The sequence below is a fragment of the Agathobaculum sp. LCP25S3_E8 genome, assembly GCF_052117165.1.
In the GTDB taxonomy this organism is placed as follows: Bacteria; Bacillota; Clostridia; order Oscillospirales; family Butyricicoccaceae; genus Agathobaculum.
In genome coordinates this window covers 61,120-79,982 of sequence record NZ_JBQKJR010000003.1, presented here as the reverse complement: position 1 = coordinate 79,982, position 18,863 = coordinate 61,120, and the positions used below count along the sequence as shown (strand labels likewise).

General features: G+C 57.3%; 16 protein-coding genes and 3 tRNA genes. 9 read left to right on the top strand and 10 right to left on the bottom strand.

What is annotated here, in order from left to right; genetic code table 11:
• The first annotated feature begins 1 nt into the window (after window position 1).
• A complete protein-coding gene (locus ACTQ34_RS02380; RefSeq protein WP_441362322.1) occupies window positions 2-1,396 on the top strand; it encodes an aminopeptidase in 1,395 nt (464 codons plus the stop codon).
• 145 nt (window positions 1,397-1,541) lie between these two features.
• Window positions 1,542-1,793 (top strand): hypothetical protein, encoded by a 252-nt coding sequence (locus tag ACTQ34_RS02375; RefSeq protein WP_441362321.1) that lies wholly within the window; start codon window positions 1,542-1,544, stop codon window positions 1,791-1,793.
• On the opposite strand, the gene ACTQ34_RS02370 is transcribed toward ACTQ34_RS02375, so the two are convergent.
• A complete protein-coding gene (locus tag ACTQ34_RS02370) occupies window positions 1,735-2,814 on the bottom strand; it encodes a sensor histidine kinase (protein ID WP_441362320.1) in 1,080 nt (359 codons plus the stop codon). The two genes, ACTQ34_RS02375 and ACTQ34_RS02370, sit on opposite strands and share 59 nt — an antisense overlap.
• A gap of 253 nt (window positions 2,815-3,067) precedes the next feature.
• On the opposite strand from ACTQ34_RS02370, the gene gap reads away from it, so the two are divergent.
• A complete protein-coding gene (gap, locus tag ACTQ34_RS02365; protein ID WP_125115451.1) occupies window positions 3,068-4,096 on the top strand; it encodes a type I glyceraldehyde-3-phosphate dehydrogenase in 1,029 nt (342 codons plus the stop codon).
• A gap of 56 nt (window positions 4,097-4,152) precedes the next feature.
• Window positions 4,153-4,407: a DUF5808 domain-containing protein gene (locus tag ACTQ34_RS02360; RefSeq protein WP_441362319.1), complete on the top strand. Its 255-nt coding sequence runs from the start codon at window positions 4,153-4,155 to the stop codon at window positions 4,405-4,407.
• Window positions 4,408-4,459: 52 nt separating this feature from the next.
• On the opposite strand, the gene uraA is transcribed toward ACTQ34_RS02360, so the two are convergent.
• The 3 genes from uraA to rnr form a co-directional block, all read right to left on the bottom strand.
• Window positions 4,460-5,743: a uracil permease gene (uraA, locus tag ACTQ34_RS02355; protein ID WP_441362318.1), complete on the bottom strand. Its 1,284-nt coding sequence runs from the start codon at window positions 5,741-5,743 to the stop codon at window positions 4,460-4,462.
• A 76-nt stretch (window positions 5,744-5,819) separates the two neighbouring features.
• Complete coding sequence (locus ACTQ34_RS02350; protein WP_441362317.1) at window positions 5,820-6,662, bottom strand: patatin-like phospholipase family protein; 843 nt, start codon at window positions 6,660-6,662, stop codon at window positions 5,820-5,822.
• A 31-nt stretch (window positions 6,663-6,693) separates the two neighbouring features.
• On the bottom strand, window positions 6,694-8,940 hold the full coding sequence (gene rnr / locus ACTQ34_RS02345) for a ribonuclease R (RefSeq protein ID WP_441362316.1): 2,247 nt from the start codon (window positions 8,938-8,940) through the stop codon (window positions 6,694-6,696).
• A gap of 140 nt (window positions 8,941-9,080) precedes the next feature.
• On the opposite strand from rnr, the gene ACTQ34_RS02340 reads away from it, so the two are divergent.
• Together ACTQ34_RS02340 and ACTQ34_RS02335 are read left to right on the top strand one after the other, a co-directional pair.
• Window positions 9,081-9,836 (top strand): SDR family NAD(P)-dependent oxidoreductase, encoded by a 756-nt coding sequence (locus ACTQ34_RS02340; protein WP_441362365.1) that lies wholly within the window; start codon window positions 9,081-9,083, stop codon window positions 9,834-9,836.
• Entirely contained in the window at window positions 9,833-10,636 is an 804-nt protein-coding gene (locus ACTQ34_RS02335) for a tRNA lysidine(34) synthetase (RefSeq protein WP_441362315.1), read from the top strand. Before ACTQ34_RS02340 ends, ACTQ34_RS02335 begins: the two co-directional genes overlap by 4 nt.
• A 38-nt stretch (window positions 10,637-10,674) precedes the next feature.
• Here ACTQ34_RS02335 and ACTQ34_RS02330 read toward each other — a convergent pair whose 3' ends face one another.
• The 6 genes from ACTQ34_RS02330 to ACTQ34_RS02305 form a co-directional block, all read right to left on the bottom strand.
• Window positions 10,675-13,128, bottom strand: a complete 2,454-nt coding sequence (locus tag ACTQ34_RS02330; protein ID WP_441362314.1) for a heavy metal translocating P-type ATPase — start codon at window positions 13,126-13,128, stop codon at window positions 10,675-10,677.
• Window positions 13,129-13,284: 156 nt separating this feature from the next.
• On the bottom strand, window positions 13,285-14,178 hold the full coding sequence (locus ACTQ34_RS02325; protein WP_441362313.1) for a DMT family transporter: 894 nt from the start codon (window positions 14,176-14,178) through the stop codon (window positions 13,285-13,287).
• Between the two features lie 70 nt (window positions 14,179-14,248).
• A tRNA-Thr gene (locus tag ACTQ34_RS02320) sits at window positions 14,249-14,324 on the bottom strand.
• Between the two features lie 4 nt (window positions 14,325-14,328).
• Window positions 14,329-14,404 (bottom strand) — tRNA-Trp (locus tag ACTQ34_RS02315).
• Window positions 14,405-14,407: 3 nt separating this feature from the next.
• A tRNA-Asn gene (locus ACTQ34_RS02310) sits at window positions 14,408-14,483 on the bottom strand.
• Window positions 14,484-14,663: 180 nt separating this feature from the next.
• Complete coding sequence (locus ACTQ34_RS02305; RefSeq protein ID WP_441362312.1) at window positions 14,664-15,842, bottom strand: iron-containing alcohol dehydrogenase; 1,179 nt, start codon at window positions 15,840-15,842, stop codon at window positions 14,664-14,666.
• A 141-nt stretch (window positions 15,843-15,983) separates the two neighbouring features.
• On the opposite strand from ACTQ34_RS02305, the gene ACTQ34_RS02300 reads away from it, so the two are divergent.
• The 3 genes from ACTQ34_RS02300 to nifU all read left to right on the top strand — a co-directional run bounded on the left by ACTQ34_RS02300 (window position 15,984) and on the right by nifU (window position 18,819).
• On the top strand, window positions 15,984-16,913 hold the full coding sequence (locus tag ACTQ34_RS02300; protein WP_441362311.1) for a putative ABC transporter permease: 930 nt from the start codon (window positions 15,984-15,986) through the stop codon (window positions 16,911-16,913).
• Window positions 16,914-17,095: 182 nt separating this feature from the next.
• Window positions 17,096-18,337, top strand: a complete 1,242-nt coding sequence (locus ACTQ34_RS02295) for a cysteine desulfurase family protein (RefSeq protein WP_441362310.1) — start codon at window positions 17,096-17,098, stop codon at window positions 18,335-18,337.
• A 32-nt stretch (window positions 18,338-18,369) separates the two neighbouring features.
• A complete protein-coding gene (nifU, locus tag ACTQ34_RS02290; protein WP_373164060.1) occupies window positions 18,370-18,819 on the top strand; it encodes a Fe-S cluster assembly scaffold protein NifU in 450 nt (149 codons plus the stop codon).
• The last annotated feature ends 44 nt before the right edge of the window (window positions 18,820-18,863 follow it).

Below are 18,863 nucleotides of genomic sequence, written 5' to 3'. Positions count from 1 at the left end.
TATGACTTCCGAACAGCTGTTTTATGACAAAAAGCCTGGATTTGACCGACTGACCGGCAGCGACAAGCGCGGCATGCAGACTTATGCCGAGGAATACAAGGCATTCCTTGACGAGTCCAAGACTGAGCGCGACGCGGTCAAAGAAATGGTGCGTATGGCCGAGGCCAAGGGCTTCCGTGCATGGACGCGCGATGATACAGTAAAGCCCGGTGACAAGCTCTATCAGGTCAACCGCGACAAGGGTATTATGCTCGCCGTCATCGGCAAAAAAGGCATGTCGGAGGGCGTGCGTTTGACCGCCGCCCATCTCGACGCGCCGCGCGTAGACATCCGCACCATCCCCCTGTATGAGGATGGCGGCATGGCGTTTTTCAAAACGCATTATTACGGCGGCATCAAGAAATACCAGTGGACGGCGATTCCGCTCGAGCTGCGCGGCGTGGTGTGCGTGTGCCACAATGGGCAGATGAAAAAGGTTGAGGTGCGCGTGGGCGACAAGCCGGACGACCCGAAGTTTGTCATCACCGACCTGCTGCCGCATCTTGCCTCCGAGCAGATGACCAAAAAGGCGACCGAAATCATTAAGGGCGAGGGTCTGAATGTCCTCGTCGGCTCGGTACCCAGCGAAACGGTGGACGAAAAGTGCAGCGAGAAGATTAAACTGGCCATCATGGAGCATTTAAACCGTCAGTACGGCATGGTGGAAGCGGATTTCCTGTCCGCAGAGCTGTGCTGCGTGCCCGCATTCAAGGCGTGCGATATCGGCTTTGACCGCTCATTTGTCGGCTCGTATGGCCATGACGACCGCGTCTGCTCGTACACCGCGGCGACCGCGCTGCTCGACCTCAAGGCAACGCCGACCCACACCTGCGTATGCCTGCTGGTGGACAAGGAGGAGACCGGATCGGACGGTGTAACCGGCATGCAGTCGCGCGCGTTCGACACCTTTATGGCCGACTTGTGCCGTGCACAGGATGCGCTGCTCGAAGAGTGCTATGAAAATTCGGTTTGCCTGTCCGCCGATGTGTGCAATGCGTTCGACCCCAACTATCCGGATGTCTCGGAAAAGCGCAACGACGCCAAGGCTAACTGCGGCTTTGCGCTGGTCAAGTACACGGGCGCGCGCGGCAAGTCCGGTACGTCGGACGCGACCGCGGAGCTGATGGCGCGTATTCGCTGTATTTTCGACAAAGCGGATATTGTCTGGCAGACCGGCCAGCTCGGTAAGGTCGATCAGGGCGGCGGCGGCACGGTCGCGATGTATCTGGCTAACCGCAACATCGACACGGTGGACGCAGGTGTGCCCGTGCTCTCCATGCACGCGCCGTTCGAAGTTATTTCCAAGCTCGACCTCTATATGGCGTACAAGGGCTTCGGCGCGTTTTACAAGGACTGAACCTAAGGAAAGTAACAATTCAGTGACAAAAAGGGCGGCTTTTGCCGCCCTTCATTACGTCTGTGTTACATTTTGCAGTAAAAGACACCAAGCTATGGTATCATAAACTGAACCCGGAAAGATCATCTGGCAGGAGGTTCCAAAGATGACATTTAAACAGGTGCTTTCGTACTTTCTGACCGGTGCGGCCGTGCTGTCTGTGACAACCACGACGTTGGCCGCAGAGGATCTGCTGCATGACAATGCGGACGGTGCCGCCGATATGCAGGCACAGATATCCCACGCAGAGAAGGTGCAGACTTCGTACGATCTGTCTAAAGAGGGCTGCTTTTGTTTTCTCAGTCCAAAATGGAAAACTCGATTTCTTCCAGCGGATAGCCGTCCTCGAGGATCATAGGGGCGTGCAGGTTGTGGTCGGCAAGAGATTCGGGCAGATGTGCGATCGTGAAATGCAGCTGACTGCCGCCGCCTTCACGCGGGGACAGCAGCAGGCTGCCGCCGTGCAGCTGCGCGATGCGCTGGATGAGCGGCAAGCCCAGTCCGGGCGGTGTACCCTGCCGCGCGAGCGCAAGGTACTCGTCGAGCGGGGCGGGCATCTGCCAGCCGGACAGCAACGCTTCAAAGCGCGCGGCATCCAGACCGGGGCCACGATCGGCAACTGTGATGGTGAAAAATGCACCGTCATCATACAGACTCAGGGAAATATCTCCATCCGGCGGCGTGACATGCAATGCATTGGCAAGCAGGTTATACAGCGCAGTGCGGATGAGCTGCGGTTCGATTAGTGCGATGCAGCTATCATCTGCATGCACCGTGATGGGAGCGGCATTGCTGGAAGTGTGTGTGGACGCTTGTTTCGCAGCGCTGCGGCACAGCTCGGCCAGATCATCGTGGTGCAGCTGCAGCTGCTCGGTCAGCGGTGGGTCATGCAGAAAGTCCGAATGCATGAGCAGACGGTGCAGCCGCAGGCACTGTCGGCGTAGATGGGCAGACAGTACGGGATCGTCCACTTGCGCTGCATCTGCGAGCAGCGTGCCCAGATACTGTGTGCCCTTGGCGTGCAGCACACGAAGCGTACCGTCATAGGAGGCGCGATCGTCGCGCACAAAGGCCAATAACGCTCCATCGCGGTGCGGGAGAATTTCCAGACGGTATTCCAAGCCGTCCAGTTCTTCATAAACCGTGTGTGGTGTGCGCGCGGCAATACAATCACACAACGCTGCCGCGGCTTGTTCACTGAGCAATTGGTCGATGCGCTCAAGCGGGTGCAGTCCGGTCAGGCGAGTGGCGATCTCATTGCTGTTTTCAATATAAAGTGTGGAAGAAACCGTGATAACCGCTGCATCGCGCAGACCGGTGCGGGCGAGCAGCTCGCGCAGGGTTTTCTCGTCAATCTGTGAAAAGAAAGTATCCGCCATCTCTATCCTCCAAAATATTTTTGTTTCTCTTTTCAATGAGTATAAGGCTGCGCAGTGACTGAAATACTATATTTTGTGGGATGTGTTTATTATACCACCAGACGGGAATGCATTGCAAAGAAAAATGTACAAAAAGCCCAGTCGTAATGACAAAAATTTCACAAATATTACACCTTGCGGCAGACGACCCGTTTAGTGTATAATAAAACCATCGACAGAGACTCATTAAAAACATTTTAGGAGGATACTGTAAATGGCTATCAAAGTTGGTATCAATGGCTTTGGCCGTATCGGCCGTATGGTTTTCCGCGCTGGTCTGAAGAACCCGAACATTGAGTTCGTAGCGGTAAACGACCCGTTCATGACTCCGGACTACATGGCATACATGCTCAAGTATGACACCATGCACGGTCGCTATGACGGCACCATCGAGTATGACGACAACTCCATCACTGTGGACGGCAAGAAGGTTCTGTTCCACGCTGAGATGGATCCGAAGAACATCCCGTGGGGCAAGGACGGCGTTGATTACGTTGTCGAGTCCACCGGCGTGTTCCTGACCAAGGAGAAGGCTCAGGCGCACATCGACGGCGGCGCTAAGAAGGTTATCATGTCCGCTCCGTCCAAGGATGACACCCCGATGTTCGTTATGGGCGTTAACCAGGACACCTACACCAAGGACATGACCTTTGTTTCCAACGCTTCCTGCACCACCAACTGCCTGGCTCCGATTGCTAAGGTTCTGGACGAGGCGTTTGGCATCACCGAAGGCCTGATGACCACCGTACACTCCACCACCGGCACCCAGAAGACCGTTGACGGCCCGTCCAAGAAGGACTGGCGCGGCGGCCGTGCGGCTTCCGGCAACATCATCCCGTCCTCCACTGGCGCTGCTAAGGCAGTAGGCAAGGTTTATCCGAAGCTGAATGGCAAGCTGACCGGTATGTCCATGCGTGTTCCGACTCTGGACGTTTCCGTTGTTGACCTGACCTGCAACCTCGCTAAGCCGGCGACCTACGACGAGATCTGCGCTGCTATGAAGAAGGCTTCCGAGACTCCGCTGTCTGAGGGCGGCCTGCAGGGCGTTCTGGGTTACACCGACGAGGACGTTGTTTCCTCCGACTTCCTGGGCGACGCTCGCACCTCCATCTTCGACGCCAAGGCTGGCATCCAGCTGACCGACACCTTCGTGAAGGTTGTTTCTTGGTACGACAACGAGTGGGGCTACTCCAACAAGCTGCTGATGCTCATCGAGCACATGGCTGAGGTTGACAACAAGTAAGTTATCCTCTTAAAATCACAAAGCACCCTTTCCACAAGGAAAGGGTGCTTTTTTGCTTGGCATATGATATACTCAAGGCAGGAAACGAGGTGGTTGCCATCAAACGGAAATACAGCCAAGAGGAAGACGAAACGCGTATGCGCGGCAGGTTTTACTGCAACCCGGATGACAAGAATCTCTTTGTGTGCCGCAGAGCATGGGGCGCGTGGACGATGAATATGGGCAATCCGTGGGCGTGGTGTGCCGTTGGTGCAATCGCGCTGGCGGTTTGTCTGGCAGCGTATCTGTTGCTGTGGGTGCTCGGTGTGTAATATAAATAAAAACACCCTTTCCATCGGAAAGAGTGTTTTTGTTTGCACAAAATCAGTCGGTCAGGTCGTTCGACCACTTCAGCTTATCAAATACATAAAACAGCAGGCTCATCAGCATGCCGACAATAGCGGCCAGCGTCATGCCGGAGAGCGATACATTGCCGAGCGACAGCGTCACGCCCGAAAGGCCGGTGACAAAGATGACCGAAGTGAGCGCCATGTTACGATTTTTGCCGTAATCGACGTGGTTGTCAACCAGAATGCGCAGACCGGAGGTGCCAATCATACCGTACAGAAGGAAGGAGATACCGCCGATGACCGGGCCGGGAATGGTCTGGATGAGCGCCGCCAGCGGGCCGACAAACGAGCAGATGATGCTCAGCACAGCCGCGCCGCCGATAACGCGCACCGAGTAAACCTTGGTGATGGCCATCACGCCGATGTTCTCGCCATAGGTCGTGGTCGGCACTGAGCCGATAAAGCCCGAAATCATGGTAGAGAAATTGTCCGCGAACAGCGAGCGATGCAGGCCGGGGTCCTTTAACAGGTCGCGGCCAACCACCTTGCTGGTGACCAGCTGGTGGCCGATGTGCTCGTTGGCGATGACCAGAATGACCGGCAGGATAATCAGAATGGCCTCCAAATCGAACTTCGGAGTCTGGAAATTGGGCAGCTGGAACAAAGGTTGATGCATGGCAGCAACAATGCCATCCCAGATGACGTGTTCTCCCGAAAGATACTCGGTGATGAGTCCCGCCACATAGCCGCAGATAATGGCAATCAGAATCGGGATGACCGACAAAAACTTGCGGAACAGCACGCTGCCGAGCACCGCAACGACAAGCGTCACGCAGAAGGTGACCACAGTCGCGGTCGTCACGCCATCTCCGACAATTTTGCCCGTGGATGCGGCGGAACCGGCCAGCTCCAGACCGATGAGCGCCACAACCGGTCCCATCGCTGCGGGCGGGAGCACTATGTCAATCCACTTGGTACCGCATTTGTAGATGATTGCCGCGAGGATGCAGCCGCACAGACCGACGACCACAAAGCCGCCCAGCGCATACTGGTAGCCCCAGTTCTGAATGACGATGGTTGCCGGTGCGATGAAGGCGAACGACGAGCCAAGGTAGGCGGGCGCCTTGCCTTTGGTGATGAAGATGAACAGCAGCGTGCCGACGCCGTTCATAAACAGCACGATGGCCGGGTTGATGCCGAACATAAACGGCACCAGCACGGACGCGCCAAACATGGCGAACATGTGCTGGATGGACAGCGGTACGAGCAGGCGCGGCGGCACCTTCTCCTCCACCTGGATGATTCGATTGGTTTGCATGTTTCTCTTTTATCCCCTTTGTATTATTTCGGCAGTGCGCCGATGTGTATGAAAAAGCGCGCAGAGCGCGTTTTTCTCAGGAAAACAGGCGCCGGATGTCGTCCATGCGCGCGCATGCCATATTATACCCCATTTCGTAGCCCCATTCCAGCTTTTTCACATCTTTTTCAAAGCTCTCTAAATGGTCCGTAGGCTGGAGCAGCACGGTGTTCTGCGGCTGCTTTTCCGCCAGCTGATGGCAGAAGCATACGGTTTCGTTGTAGCGCTTGGGGCGCGTGAGCATAGTGCGCGTCAGCGCGGGGTACTTGCGGCGCAAGGCACGCGCGGCAAACTGGGTGCCGTGCGTCATTTCCTTGCGGTAGTCGAGCGGCTGAGTGAGCACAATCAGATTTTTTTCGTTGCCGTCGTGCAGACTCTTGACAATTGGAATCGGGTCGGCCAGACCGCCGTCATAGTAGGTTTCCCCGTCGATGGTGACCGGCGGGAAATAAATCGGGATGGCGCAGGTCGCACGCAGCATGGTGCTTGCGCGGTCAAGCTGCATGCCGTTGAGATATTCCGCCTCGCCGGTGCGCGCGTTGGTCACGCCGACGAGGATGCGGCCCGTATAACGGTGGTAGGCATCCCAGTCGAACGGAATCAGCTCGTTGGGAATGGTGGAGAACACGAACTCCACCCCGAAAATCGAGTGGTCGCGCCGGAGATTGCGCGCGCCGAAATAGCGTTTGTCGTTGCGGTATTGCCGCAGCACCTCCAGATTGCGCCCGCGCTGGCGGGACAGATAGGACACCGCATAGGTGATGCCGGCGGAAACACCGATGACATAGTCGAACATCAAATCGTTATCGAGCAGCGCGTCCATTACGCCGCACGAAAATACCGGGCGGAACGTGCCGCCCTCCAGAACAAGTCCTGGCATGCTTCCTCATAACCTTTCTGCTTGGGATGATTTACCGCCGCTTGCGCGTGGGCGGCTTGCCCTTTCGGCCGCGTCCTTTGCCGCGTCCCTGCCGGCGGCGCTGTGCACGATTGCCGGGCGCGGGCGCAAACGCGGGAGGCGGCGCATCCTCGGTCGGGTCGGACATGGGCCGCGCGCCTTCGGCGGGCGCAAAGTCGATTTGTCCGGTCACCTCGCTTGCGGCCAGCAGCTTGACGCGAATAGGAGTGCCGATGGTGAAGCGTTTGCCCGTGTGGCGGCCGGTCATAGTCATGCGCTGCTCGTCATACTGGTAGAAGTCACCCGTGAGCAGTTCGACGCGAATCAGTCCTTCGCAGCCGTTTTCAAGTGCCACAAAGATGCCGAACGACTGTACCCCGGATACTTCGGCGTCGAATTCTTCGCCGATAAAGCGCTTCATATAGGCTGCAATATACAGCTTGTCGATACCGCGTTCACATTCGTCCGCTGCCTGTTCGCGCGTGGAGGATTGAGACGCGGCTTCTTCACACAGGGTATGGTCGGCGGTCGTGAATTCTTCACCGGTCAGCGCCTTTTGCAGCATCCGGTGCGCCACCAAATCGGGATAGCGCCGGATGGGCGAGGTAAAGTGCAGGTAGAACTTGGCCTTCAGACCATAGTGGCCGATGCACTCGTCTGCGTAGCGCGCGCGGGCAAGGCTGCGCAGCAGCAGCGTCGGCAGAATGCGCTGCTTGGGGTCGTTTTTCGCGCCGCGCAGCACGGTCTGAAACTGGAAGGTATCTTCCGGCTTGGAGGGGTCGATGCGGTAGCCGAACGGCCGCGCAAAGGCCGCAAACACACGCAGCTTGTCCGGGTCGGGGTTTTCGTGCACGCGGTACACGGTCGGAAGCTCGCGCTTGCACATATATTCCGCGACCGCTTCATTCGCCGCGAGCATGAATTCCTCGATGAGCTTTTCGCTTTCGCCTCGGTCGCGGTACTGGATATCGGTTGGATTACCGTTTTCATCCACGATAATTTGCGCTTCCGGGATATCAAGCTCTAATGCGCCGCGCTCAATGCGCCGCTTGTACAGCGCGTGCGCAAGGTCGTTCATGCGCTCAGCGGTATCGACGAGGAAGGCATATTCCTCCCGCAGGGCTTTGTCGCCCGCGAGGATTTTGTTTACCTTATTATAGGTCATGCGCGCGCCCGACCGAATGACCGATTTGGCAAAGCGCGCCTTGTAGCGCCGTCCGTCCTTATCCACTTCCATCAGCGCGGAGAAGGTCAGACGGTCGACGCCGGGATTTAAGGAGCAAATGCCGTGGCTGAGCGCAAACGGCAGCATAGGCACGACATGGCCCGGGTAATAAACCGATGTGCCGCGGCGGAACGCCTCCATATCGAGCGGCGCGCCGGGTGTGACATAATGCGACACATCTGCGATGTGCACGCCGAGCAGCAAATGTCCGTTTTCGAGCGGCTCAAGCGATACCGCGTCGTCAAAATCCTTCGCGTCATCGCCGTCGATGGTAAAAATGAGCTTGTCCCGCAGGTCGAGACGGTCCTTGCACGCCGCCGGGTCGACCTCCTGCCCGATTGCGTCCGCCTGTTGCAGCACTTCGTCGGGAAATACATCATACACGCCGTTTTCGTGCAGGATGCCCGCAATGGCGGCTTCCATCGTGCCGTCCTCGCCCAAATCCGCTTGGACCACGCCCTGCGGCGGCAGCTTTTCATCTCCGTAGCAGGAGATGGACACTGCGACGCGGTCGCCGGGCTGGGCATCGCCCAGATGGTGGCGGTCGATGGCAACCTCGGGGTATTTCTTGGAGACCGGCTGCACAAAATAGGCGTTTCCGCGCTGCACCAGCGCGCCGGTCAGCTCGCGGTCAGCACGACGCAGCACGCGAATGACCGTACCTTCCCGCCGACCTCGGTTGTTTTTTCGCTCGGACAGCTTGACCAGCACGCGGTCGCCGTGCCAAGCGCCGCCGTTTGCACCAGGCGGGATAAACAGGTCATCCGGCTTGATACCGTCTTCGGGCGCATCGGGGGCAACAAAGGCGAAAGCGCGTTCGGTGGCAAGATACGTGCCTGCCACACAGCCGTAATGCGTGCAGACGGCAAAACGGTTTTTCTTGTTTTTCATCACCTGACCGTCCGCTATCAGGTGGTCGAGCGCGTCTTTCAGCTCGTTCTTTCCGGTTTCGGGCAGGGCGCGGCGCAATTCATCCATGCGCATGGGCTGCGTCAGTAGGGCAAGCAGTTTGCTTTCCAGCTCGGTTTGTTCCATAAAAAGCCCTCCTTTCTATTCAGTATACCATTATCCAAGGCGGAATAAAAGGAAAATTGGCGTAAGCTCTAGTTTGACGGCGCGCGGGTCGCATGGTACACTAAGAATAAGCAAAAACCTCCGGAAAGGGGAGTAGCATGATGAAAGCATTGATTACCGGCGCATCCTCCGGCGTTGGGCGCGAAATTGCCCGCCTGCTGTCCGAACGCGGCTATGAGCTGATTTTGTGTGCGCGACGGGAGGAGCGGCTGCGTGAACTTGCCGCTGAGCTGCCAACCATGTGCCATATCATCGCGGCGGATGTATCGGACGCAAAGGAATGCCGCCTGCTGTATGAAGCGGCGCGCGGAGATGACCTTGAGGTGGTCGTCAATAACGCGGGCTTTGGTCTGTTCGGTGCGTTCACCGAAACCGATTTAGACGAAGAGCTGCGCATGATTGACACCAACATTCGCGCGGTGCATATTCTGACCAAGCTGGCTGTGCAGGATTTTGACAAACGCGGGCGCGGTTATGTGCTCAATGTCGCGTCGAGCGCAGGATTTTTGCCGGGGCCGCTCATGGCGACCTATTACGCCACCAAAAACTACGTTTTGCGGCTGACCGAAGCGCTTCGTGAGGAGCTGCGGCGTGCGGGCAGCGGAGTCAAGGTGTGCGCGTTGTGTCCCGGACCGGTGGATACCGAGTTTAACAAGGTTGCGGGTGTACGGTTTGCGCTCGGCGGTCTGACCGCGCAGCGCGTTGCGCGTGCGGCGGTAGACGGGATGTTTGCAGGCAAGGGCATCATTGTGCCGGGTGCTGCAATGAAGGCAATGACGGTCGCACGCCATTTCGCGCCCGATAGTCTGCTGGCGCGCGTGACTTACCACTTCCAGCACAAAAAGGGTGGCGCATGACCGGGCAAGAGATTCGACGCACGCTGCAAAGCGAATTTGTGCGCACGCTGCGCAAACCCTTTGTCGATGCGGTCAAGGCATATCGGCTGGTGCAGTCGGGGGATACTGTCGCCGTCTGCATTTCGGGTGGCAAGGATTCCATGCTGCTGGCGCTTCTGATGCAGGATTTGCAGCGCACGGTGGATTTTTCGCTCCGCTTTCTGGCGATGGACCCAGGATATACGCCGGAGGGGCGCGCGCGACTGGAAGCGAACGCTGCGCACCTCGGCCTGCCGCTCGAAATCTTTGATACCGACGTGCTGCGCATCGCGGGCAACCACGCGGCCGAGCATCCGTGCTTTTTGTGCGCGAAAATGCGGCGCGGTTATCTGTACACCGAGGCGCAAAAACGCGGCTGCAACAAGATTGCGCTTGGCCATCACTATGATGACGCGGTCGAGACGGTGCTGATGGGACTGATTTACGGCGGTCAGGTGCAGGCGATGCTGCCGCGCCTTGCCGCGAAGAACTACGCGGGGATGGAGCTGATTCGCCCGCTTTATCGGACACGCGAGCGCAATGTACAAGCGTGGACAGATTTCTGCGGGCTGGACTTTGCCTCGTGTGACTGCCCGGCGAAACAGCTGGAGCGCGACACCAAGCGCGCGGCGGTTAAGGCGCTGATTGCGTCGCTGGCAGCGGAAAATCCGCAGATTGAGGCGAATATCTTGAATGCCGTCAAGAATGTGGACACTGCCAAGCTGCTGGGCTGGCGGGATGAAAACGGATGCTACAGCTTCCTCGACCGGTTGGAAAAGTAAGAAAAAGCGGAAAACCTGACGGGTTTTCCGCTTTTTTGTCATTCGGTTTTGGTATAAAGCATACGAATGGAGTTGAGCACGCACAGCATGGCAACGCCGGAGTCTGCGAATACTGCCAGCCACATGGATGCGATACCGGCAAGACCCAGCACCATGACCAGCAGCTTAACGCCCAGCGCAAACGCAATGTTCTGGTGGGAGATACGCCGCGCGCCGCGCGCAATCTGCACGGAGGCCGGAATGGATGACAGGTCGGCATTCATGAACACCACGTCCGCGGCTTCGATTGCTGCGTCGGCGCCGCTGCCCATCGCCGCGCCGACATCCGCGCCCGCAAGCACGGGTGCGTCGTTGATGCCGTCGCCGACGAACATCACCGCGCCGTGCTTTTCACGCAGCTCGGTCAGCGCAGTCAGTTTATCCTCGGGCAGCAGACGTGCGCGTACTTCTTGGATGCCAAGCTCCTGCGCGACCGCGTCCGCGGTCTCCTGTGCGTCGCCGGTCAGCATGGCGGTGGTCAGGCCCTGCGCCTGCATGCGGTCCATCGCCTGTTTTGCGTCCGCCTTGACCGTGTCCGAAATCACAATATGGCCGAGCAGATGCCCGTCTTGTGCAAGCAGTACTTCGGTACTGCCGGGCGTGCCGGTGAAGCCTGCAAGGTTAATGCTGTGCCGCTCGAGCAGCTTACGGTTGCCGCACAGCACGGTTTTGCCGCCAATAACGGCTTCCACGCCTTCGCCCGCCTGTTCACGGATGGAATCCGCAGCAGGGTAGTCGGTCTGGCAGGCGGCCAGAATGGACTTCGCAATCGGGTGGGTGGATGCGGATTCACAGGCCGCCGCAAGCTGCAGCAGCTCGACGGCTTCCATGTTCGCGTCCGCGGCAGGCACCACCTGCTGCACAGCGAAGTTGCCGCGGGTGATGGTACCGGTCTTATCCATGACAATGGTTTTTACGTCGTTGAGCGCCTCCAGGGACACGCCGCCTTTGAACAGGATGCCGTGTTTGGAGCCTGCGCCGATGCCTGCAAAGTAGGTCAGCGGCACACTCAGCACAAGCGCACACGGACAGGAAATGACAAGGAAGGTCAATGCGGTGTATACCCAATGACTCCAGTCGCCGGTAATGAGACCGGGGACAAGGGCGGTCAGTGCCGCAATACCGACCACGGCAGGCGTGTAAACACGCGAAAAACGTGTAATGAAGCGGTCAATTTTTGGCTTGCGCGCAGCAGCGTTTTCCACGCTGTCCAGAATACGCTGCACCATGCTTTCGGCCAGCACATGGGTGACGCGCAGCTTGAGCACACCGTCCGTATTGACGCAGCCGGACAGCGCGCGGTCGCCGGGCGCGACGCGCACCGGCACCGGTTCGCCGGTGATGGCGGCGGTGTCCAGACGGCTGACGCCTTCTTCGACTACGCCGTCAAGCGGGACACGGTCGCCCGGACGGACGAGAACGAGGTCATCCACCTGCGCGTCGGCAGCGGGAATGGTCTGCGTACTGCCGTCGGGCTGGATGCGATTAACGATTTCCGGCCGCAAATCGACCGCCTGCATGATCTGGCGGCGCGAGCGCTCCACCGCACGATCCTCAAAATATTCGCCGATGCGGTAGAACAGCATAACACCGACTGCTTCGTCGGATGCGCCGATTGCCCATGCGCCGATGGTTGCCAGTGACATCAAAAAGTTTTCGTCGAAAATTCGGCCTTTGCCGATATTGCGCACAGCGGTCAGCAGCACGCGCCAGCCGAGCAGCAAATATGCTGCCAGCATCGCGACAACCTGCGGCACACCGTCCAGCACCAGTTCGCCGAGCAGGAACAGCCCCGCGCCGATGAGCAGTTCGGCCAGTGTATGACCGCCGGTTTCCTCTTCGTCCTCCTCAGGCGCGATGACTTTGGTTGCGCTTTCGATGGAGGTGCAGATTTCACGGATACGGGGCAGCAGCGCATCCGGATCGTCGCCGGTTACGCGCAGCTGGCGGGTTTCAAACACCAGAGTGCAGTCGTGCACGCCGTCCAGACGGCTGATTTGATGCTGCATTTCGGCAGCGCAGTGCGCACAGCCGAGGTTTTGCAATGTATACACGCGCTGTTTGCCATGTTTGTGGTGTGCATGCGCGTGCGCTTCGGAATGCAGATCGTGGTGTTCGTGGTGATGCTCATCGCCGCAGCCGCAGGCATCCTCGTGATGGTGGTGCTCATGGCCGCAGCCACAGGAGTCATCGTGATGGTGGTGCTCATGGCCGCAGCCACAGGCGTCATCGTGATGGTGATGCTCATGCCCGCAGTCGCAGGCATCCTCGTGGTGATGGTGCTCGTGCCCGCAGCCGCAGGCGTCATCGTGGTGGTGATAATGCTCGTGTCCGCAATTGCAAGCGGCAGAGTGGGGATGATCTGTATGGTTTTCAGTATTATCTGCGTACGCGTGGGAATGTAAAGCGTTTTTGGTAGCAGTTGCGGCTCCGCAGGATTCTTCGAATGCCATATCGACGGCCTCCTAATTTATATATGAATGATTGCTCATATGTTCATATATTCATATTATGACATGGCAGATGGTTTGTCAATACGCGATACGCAAAAAAATGCACAAAAGAAAAGACCATCATTTGACGGTCTTTGATACAGTTTGCAAGCAAACTCAGGCGGCACTTTTATCCGGCAGTTGTGCCAAAATGATGGCGGCAAACATCAGCACGCAGCCCAGAATCTCCCGACCGGACAGCGTTTGATGCAGGATGATCCAACCGGCAAGTACGGAGATAACCGACTCCAGGCTCATAATCAGCGAGGCAACGGTCGGGTTCATGCCCTTTTGTCCAATGATTTGCAGGGTATAAGCGGCCCCGGAAGACAATGCGCCTGCATACAGCACAGGCTTCCACGCGGCGAGTACTGCGCTCAGACTGGGCTGCTCAAAGAGCAGCATACCCGCGCCTGCAATCACAGCGCAGACAAAAAACTGAATGCAGGACATTTTCACGCTGTCGGTCAATGGAGAAAAATGGTCAATGACCATAATATGTACCGAAAACAGAATGGCACAGATAAAAGTGAGGAGGTCACCGAAGTTCACGCTCAACCCATCGGTCAGACAGAGGAAATACAGGCCGACGATTGCCAGCGCTACACCGCACCAGACCAGTCTGCCGCATTTACGCCCGAACAGAAGGCCGAGCAGGGGCACGATTAAAATGTAACAGGCGGTCAGAAAGCCGGATTTGCCGACTGTAGTGTACAGCAGACCAATCTGCTGAAAAATACTCGCAAAGCACAGCGCCGTGCCGCAGCACACACCGCCGAGCACCAACGTTTTGCGTGCGCGCCGTTTTTCTTCGGCAGTTTCATGTGTGCGGCTCGGACCGTTTTTGTGTAGAACGGCGACAACGGGCAGCAGGACAATGCCGCCGATGACGCTGCGCGCGAAAAGAAAGGTAAACGGGCCGACATAGTCCATGCCGACGCTCTGCGCCACGAAAGCCACGCCCCAGATGGCGGCGGTGAGCAGAAGAATCAGGGAGTTTCGGATTTTCATGGCGAAAACGCTCCTTTGCGGAAAATTTTCAATACATAAAAAAACGAACCGCTTAAGGCGGTTCGCTTTTTGGAGCTGCTGACCGGATTTGAACCGGTGACCTCATCCTTACCAAGGATGCACTCTACCTACTGAGCTACAGCAGCAAAGTGGCAGGGGCAGTAGGGATCGAACCCACGGCACTCGGTTTTGGAGACCGATGCTCTACCAGCTGAGCTATACCCCTGTATGGCTCCTCAAGTTGGACTCGAACCAACGACCCTGCGGTTAACAGCCGCATGCTCTACCAACTGAGCTATTGAGGAATGTACAAAAGTGCTGGTATCAAATTGCAAGCATCTATTGCAGTTAGCCTAAACATTATAGCGCGCAAAGTGAAAAGTTGTCAAGAGAAAAATCAAAGAAAAAACGGAAAAATTCGTAAAAACCGTTGGCCCGTCTGCGGTGGACGCATGGAGACATCCGCCGCAGACGGTAGGGGGGGGTCATTCGGCCAAACGGTAAATTGCAAGGATGGCGTCTTTATCAAGGGGTGTATAGCTCTTGACAGGACCGTTCACGGTGCGCACGGTGTTGCCTGCAAGCGTTTCATAATCTGCAGGCTTGATGCCGAGCTGCGGCAGGTGTACCGGCATGCCGATTTCTTCAAAAAAGCGTTTCATGGTCAGAATACCTTCGCGTGCGGTGCGCTCCGGGCAGGTAAAGTCCATTTCTACGCCGAACACACGGTTTGCCAGCTGTGCAAAGCGCGGGATATCGTTTTTCATTTCGTACATCGCCCACGCCGGAAACAGTACGGAAAGACCTGCACCGTGTGCGATCTCGTCGCGGAAAGCGCTCAGTTCATGCTCAAGCTTGTGCACCGGGAACAGGCGTGTACGGCCGCAGCCGGTGTAATCGTTGTGCGATATGCTGCCCGCCCACATAAGCGTGGCGCGTGCTTCGTAATCATTCGGGTCGGCGATGGCACGGCGGCCTGCGTCGCGCGTTGCGATCATCAGACCCTCAGCGATGCGGTCGGTGATATCGCTCTCGCCGCCTGCAGGGGTGAGATAACGTTCGAGCGTGTGCATCATAATATCCACGATGCCGCAGCCGGTCTGGAATTTGGACACGGAAAATGTGTTTTCCGGATTGAGGAAGCTGATGCGCGGACGGTTGGTCTGGCTGGTGATGCCGCGCTTTTCGCGGGTTTCCTCGTTGGTCAGCACGCAGGAGTTGCTGCTTTCCGAGCCGGAAGCGGCAAGCGTCAGCACGGTGGCAACGGGCAGGGTCTTGTCCGGTGCGGTGCCGGTCGAGGCGAATTCCCACGGGTCGCGGCCTGTGGCAACGCCCATGCCGATGCCCTTAGCCGAGTCGATAACCGAACCGCCGCCGACAGCCAGAATAAAATCTATCCCCTCACGCTGGCACAGTGCGATGCCCTTGCGTACCATAGATACCTTGGGGTTAGGCTCGACGCCGCCGAACTCAATGAACGACAGGCCGGCATGGAACAGACTCTGCTCCACGCGGTCGAGCAGGCCGGACGAGCGCGCGCTCGACCCTCCGAAGTGCACCAGCACGCGGTGCGCGCCGATTTCCTTGAGTTTTGGGCCGATTTGCTCTTCAATACCACGGCCAAAGATAATTTCGGTTGTTGTATGGATGGTAAAATTCAGCATGGCGGCGACATCCTGCCCTTCTTGTTGGAATAAGTTAATTCTATTATACCTGTACCCTTGCAAAAAGTCAAAAAATTAGATAGAATAATAAAACAGATATCAAGGAAGATTTTGTATTCTGTAGAAAGAGGGACTGTCCCCTTGTTATATGATTATTCTGCCGCGCAGTGGCTTCTGATTTTTTATCTATATTGCTTTCTAGGCTGGTGCTTTGAATCCACGGTTGTTTCTGTGCAGCAGCGTCGGTTCGTCAACCGTGGCTTTTTACGTGGGCCGATGCTGCCGATTTATGGCTTCGGGGCGACTATTTTGCTGCATGTTTCGCTGCCGCTGTATGACCGGCCGGTAGAATTGTTTTTTGCCAGCATGCTGGCGGCGACGGTGTTTGAGTATGTCGTCGGCGTGGTGATGGAAAAACTGTTTAAGGTCAAATACTGGGATTACTCCACCCATCGGTTTCAGTTTCAAGGGCGCATCTGCCTGCAATCCTCTCTGTGCTGGGGATTTTTGGGGCTGATTCTCGCGCGGGCGATTCATCCGCCGGTGGAAGCCATTGTGGTGGTGCTGCCGTTTGGGCTGCTGATTGCCGTGGATGTGCTGCTTTCGGTGATGTTTGTCAGCGACGTTACGGTATCTGTGCGCACGGCGCTCGATTTGGCCCGGATGCTGGAGGAACTGGATAAGCTGCGTGAGCAAAGCGTGGAGCTGCGCCGGCAGCTTTCCGAGACCGCTTTGGTGCAGCTGACCCGGCTGTCCTATCGTGTGGACGAAGCGCGCGGTGAATGGTCGGAGAAGATGGACGATGCCCGCGAGCAGCTGTCCGAACGGATGGGCGGTGCGCGTGAGCAGTTCTCCGAGCGGGTGGATGGCGCACGTGAGCAGTTTGCCGATGCGAAAGAGCAGATTCTGGCACGGCTGGACGAGCTGCAAAACCGCTTTGACGAGCAGGCGGCGAACCTTGGCCGTATCCGCAAGAGCATGCTGCGCGGCAACCCGACAGCGCGGTCGGCGCGGTATGATGCGGTGCTGCAGCGCCTGAAAAAGCGGATTGACACGCGGCGCCGTGGTTAAAACTACGCAAAATGCACAAAATGATGCAAAATGACGGTATTCCATGCGCGCGTTTCGTCAGTTTTTCGCTTGCTAAAATGCGCATTTCAGGTGTATATTAATAGTACCCGGAGAACCTATCGTTTTAGTGGTGTATCCGTGATTTGTGTATCCCCTTTTTGGAGAGAAAGGCTTGAGATAAAATGAAAAGATTTGTTTATGCGGACAATGCGGCAACGACTCCGCTGTCCGAAACTGCATTTAACGCAATGAAGCCGTGGCTGACCGAGTATTACGGCAACCCGTCCTCGCTGTACCGCATCGGCCGCGAGGCCAAGATGGCGCTCAACGAGGCGCGCACGACGGTCGGCAAGTGCCTGAACGCGGCAGCGCCGGTCAATGAAGCGAACGATTACGCCCCAGGCGAAATCATCTTCACCGGCGGCGGCTCGCAGGCGGACAACCTCGCCATCCGCGGCTTTATGCACGGTCCGACGGCGAAGGGCCGCAAGCATCTGATTACCTCGAAGATTGAGCATCACGCGGTGCTGTATACCTGCGAAGCGCTGGAAAGAGAAGGCTTCCGCGTCACCTATCTGGATGTGGATAAGGAAGGCCATGTGGACCTTGAACAGCTCAAGCGCGAGCTGAGCGAGGATACCGCTCTGGTCTCCGTGATGGCGGCGAATAACGAAATCGGCACCATTCAGCCGCTGAAGGAGATTGCGGCGCTGGCGCATTCGGTCGGGGCAAAGTTCCACACGGACGCGGTGCAGGCGGTCGGCCACATGCACATCGATGTGCAGGAAATGGGCATTGATATGTTGTCGCTCTCTGCACATAAGTTCCGCGGTCCGCGCGGCGTCGGTGCGCTGTATCTGAAGAAGGGCATTGCACTGGAGCCGCTGGTATACGGCGGCGGACAGGAGCGCGGCCTGTGCTCGGGTACCGAGAACACCGCGGGCTGCATCGGCCTTGCGGCGGCGATGAAGGAAGCCGTTGAGGGGCTGGATGAGAAGATGGGCTACGTAAAGCGTCTGACGGACAAGCTGGTCAAGGGCGTGATGGACAACATTCCCTATACGCACTTTACCGGCGACCCGGAAAATCGTCTGCCGGGCACGGCGTCGTTCGTGTTTGAGGCGATTGAGGGTGAGGGCCTGATTTTGATGCTGGACAATATGGGCATCTGCGGCTCGACCGGATCGGCCTGCTCGACCGGTTCGCTCGACCCGTCCCACGTGCTCATGGCCATCGGCCTGCCGCACGAGATTGCGCACGGTTCGCTGCGCCTGACGCTGGGCGAGCAGAACACCGAAGAGGATGTGGACTATATCATCGAGACCGTGACGCAGGTGGTGTCCACGCTGCGTTCGATGAGCCCGGTATGGGAGAACGGTAAGCCCAATCTGACCGCAGCAAGCGAGCTGCACGAGCATCACTAAGATAGATTCAACCGAAAAAGGAGATTTTTTCTATGCAATACAGCGAAAAGGTACTCGACCACTTCACCCATCCGCGTAACGTGGGCGAGATTGAGGATGCCAACGGCGTCGGCGAAGTTGGCAACGCCAAGTGCGGCGATATCATGAAGATTTACCTCAAAGTATCGGATGACGGTGTCATTGAGGACGTGAAGTTTAAGACCTTCGGCTGCGGCGCGGCAATTGCGACCAGCTCGATGGCGACCGAGATGGTCAAGGGCAAGACGCTCGAAGAGGCGCTCAAGCTGACCAACAAGGCGGTTGCCGAGGCGCTGGACGGCCTGCCGCCGGTCAAGATGCACTGCTCGGTACTTGCGGAGGAGGCGCTGCGCTCGGCTATCGCGGACTATTACAAGCGCTTGGGCAAGGACCCCACTGAGATTCTCGGCTGTGACATGGATTGCGCCGCTTGCCATCATGAGCATGACGAGCACGCGCATTAAGCAGTAAACAGATGCATACACTGAGGGCAGATTGCAAAATCTGC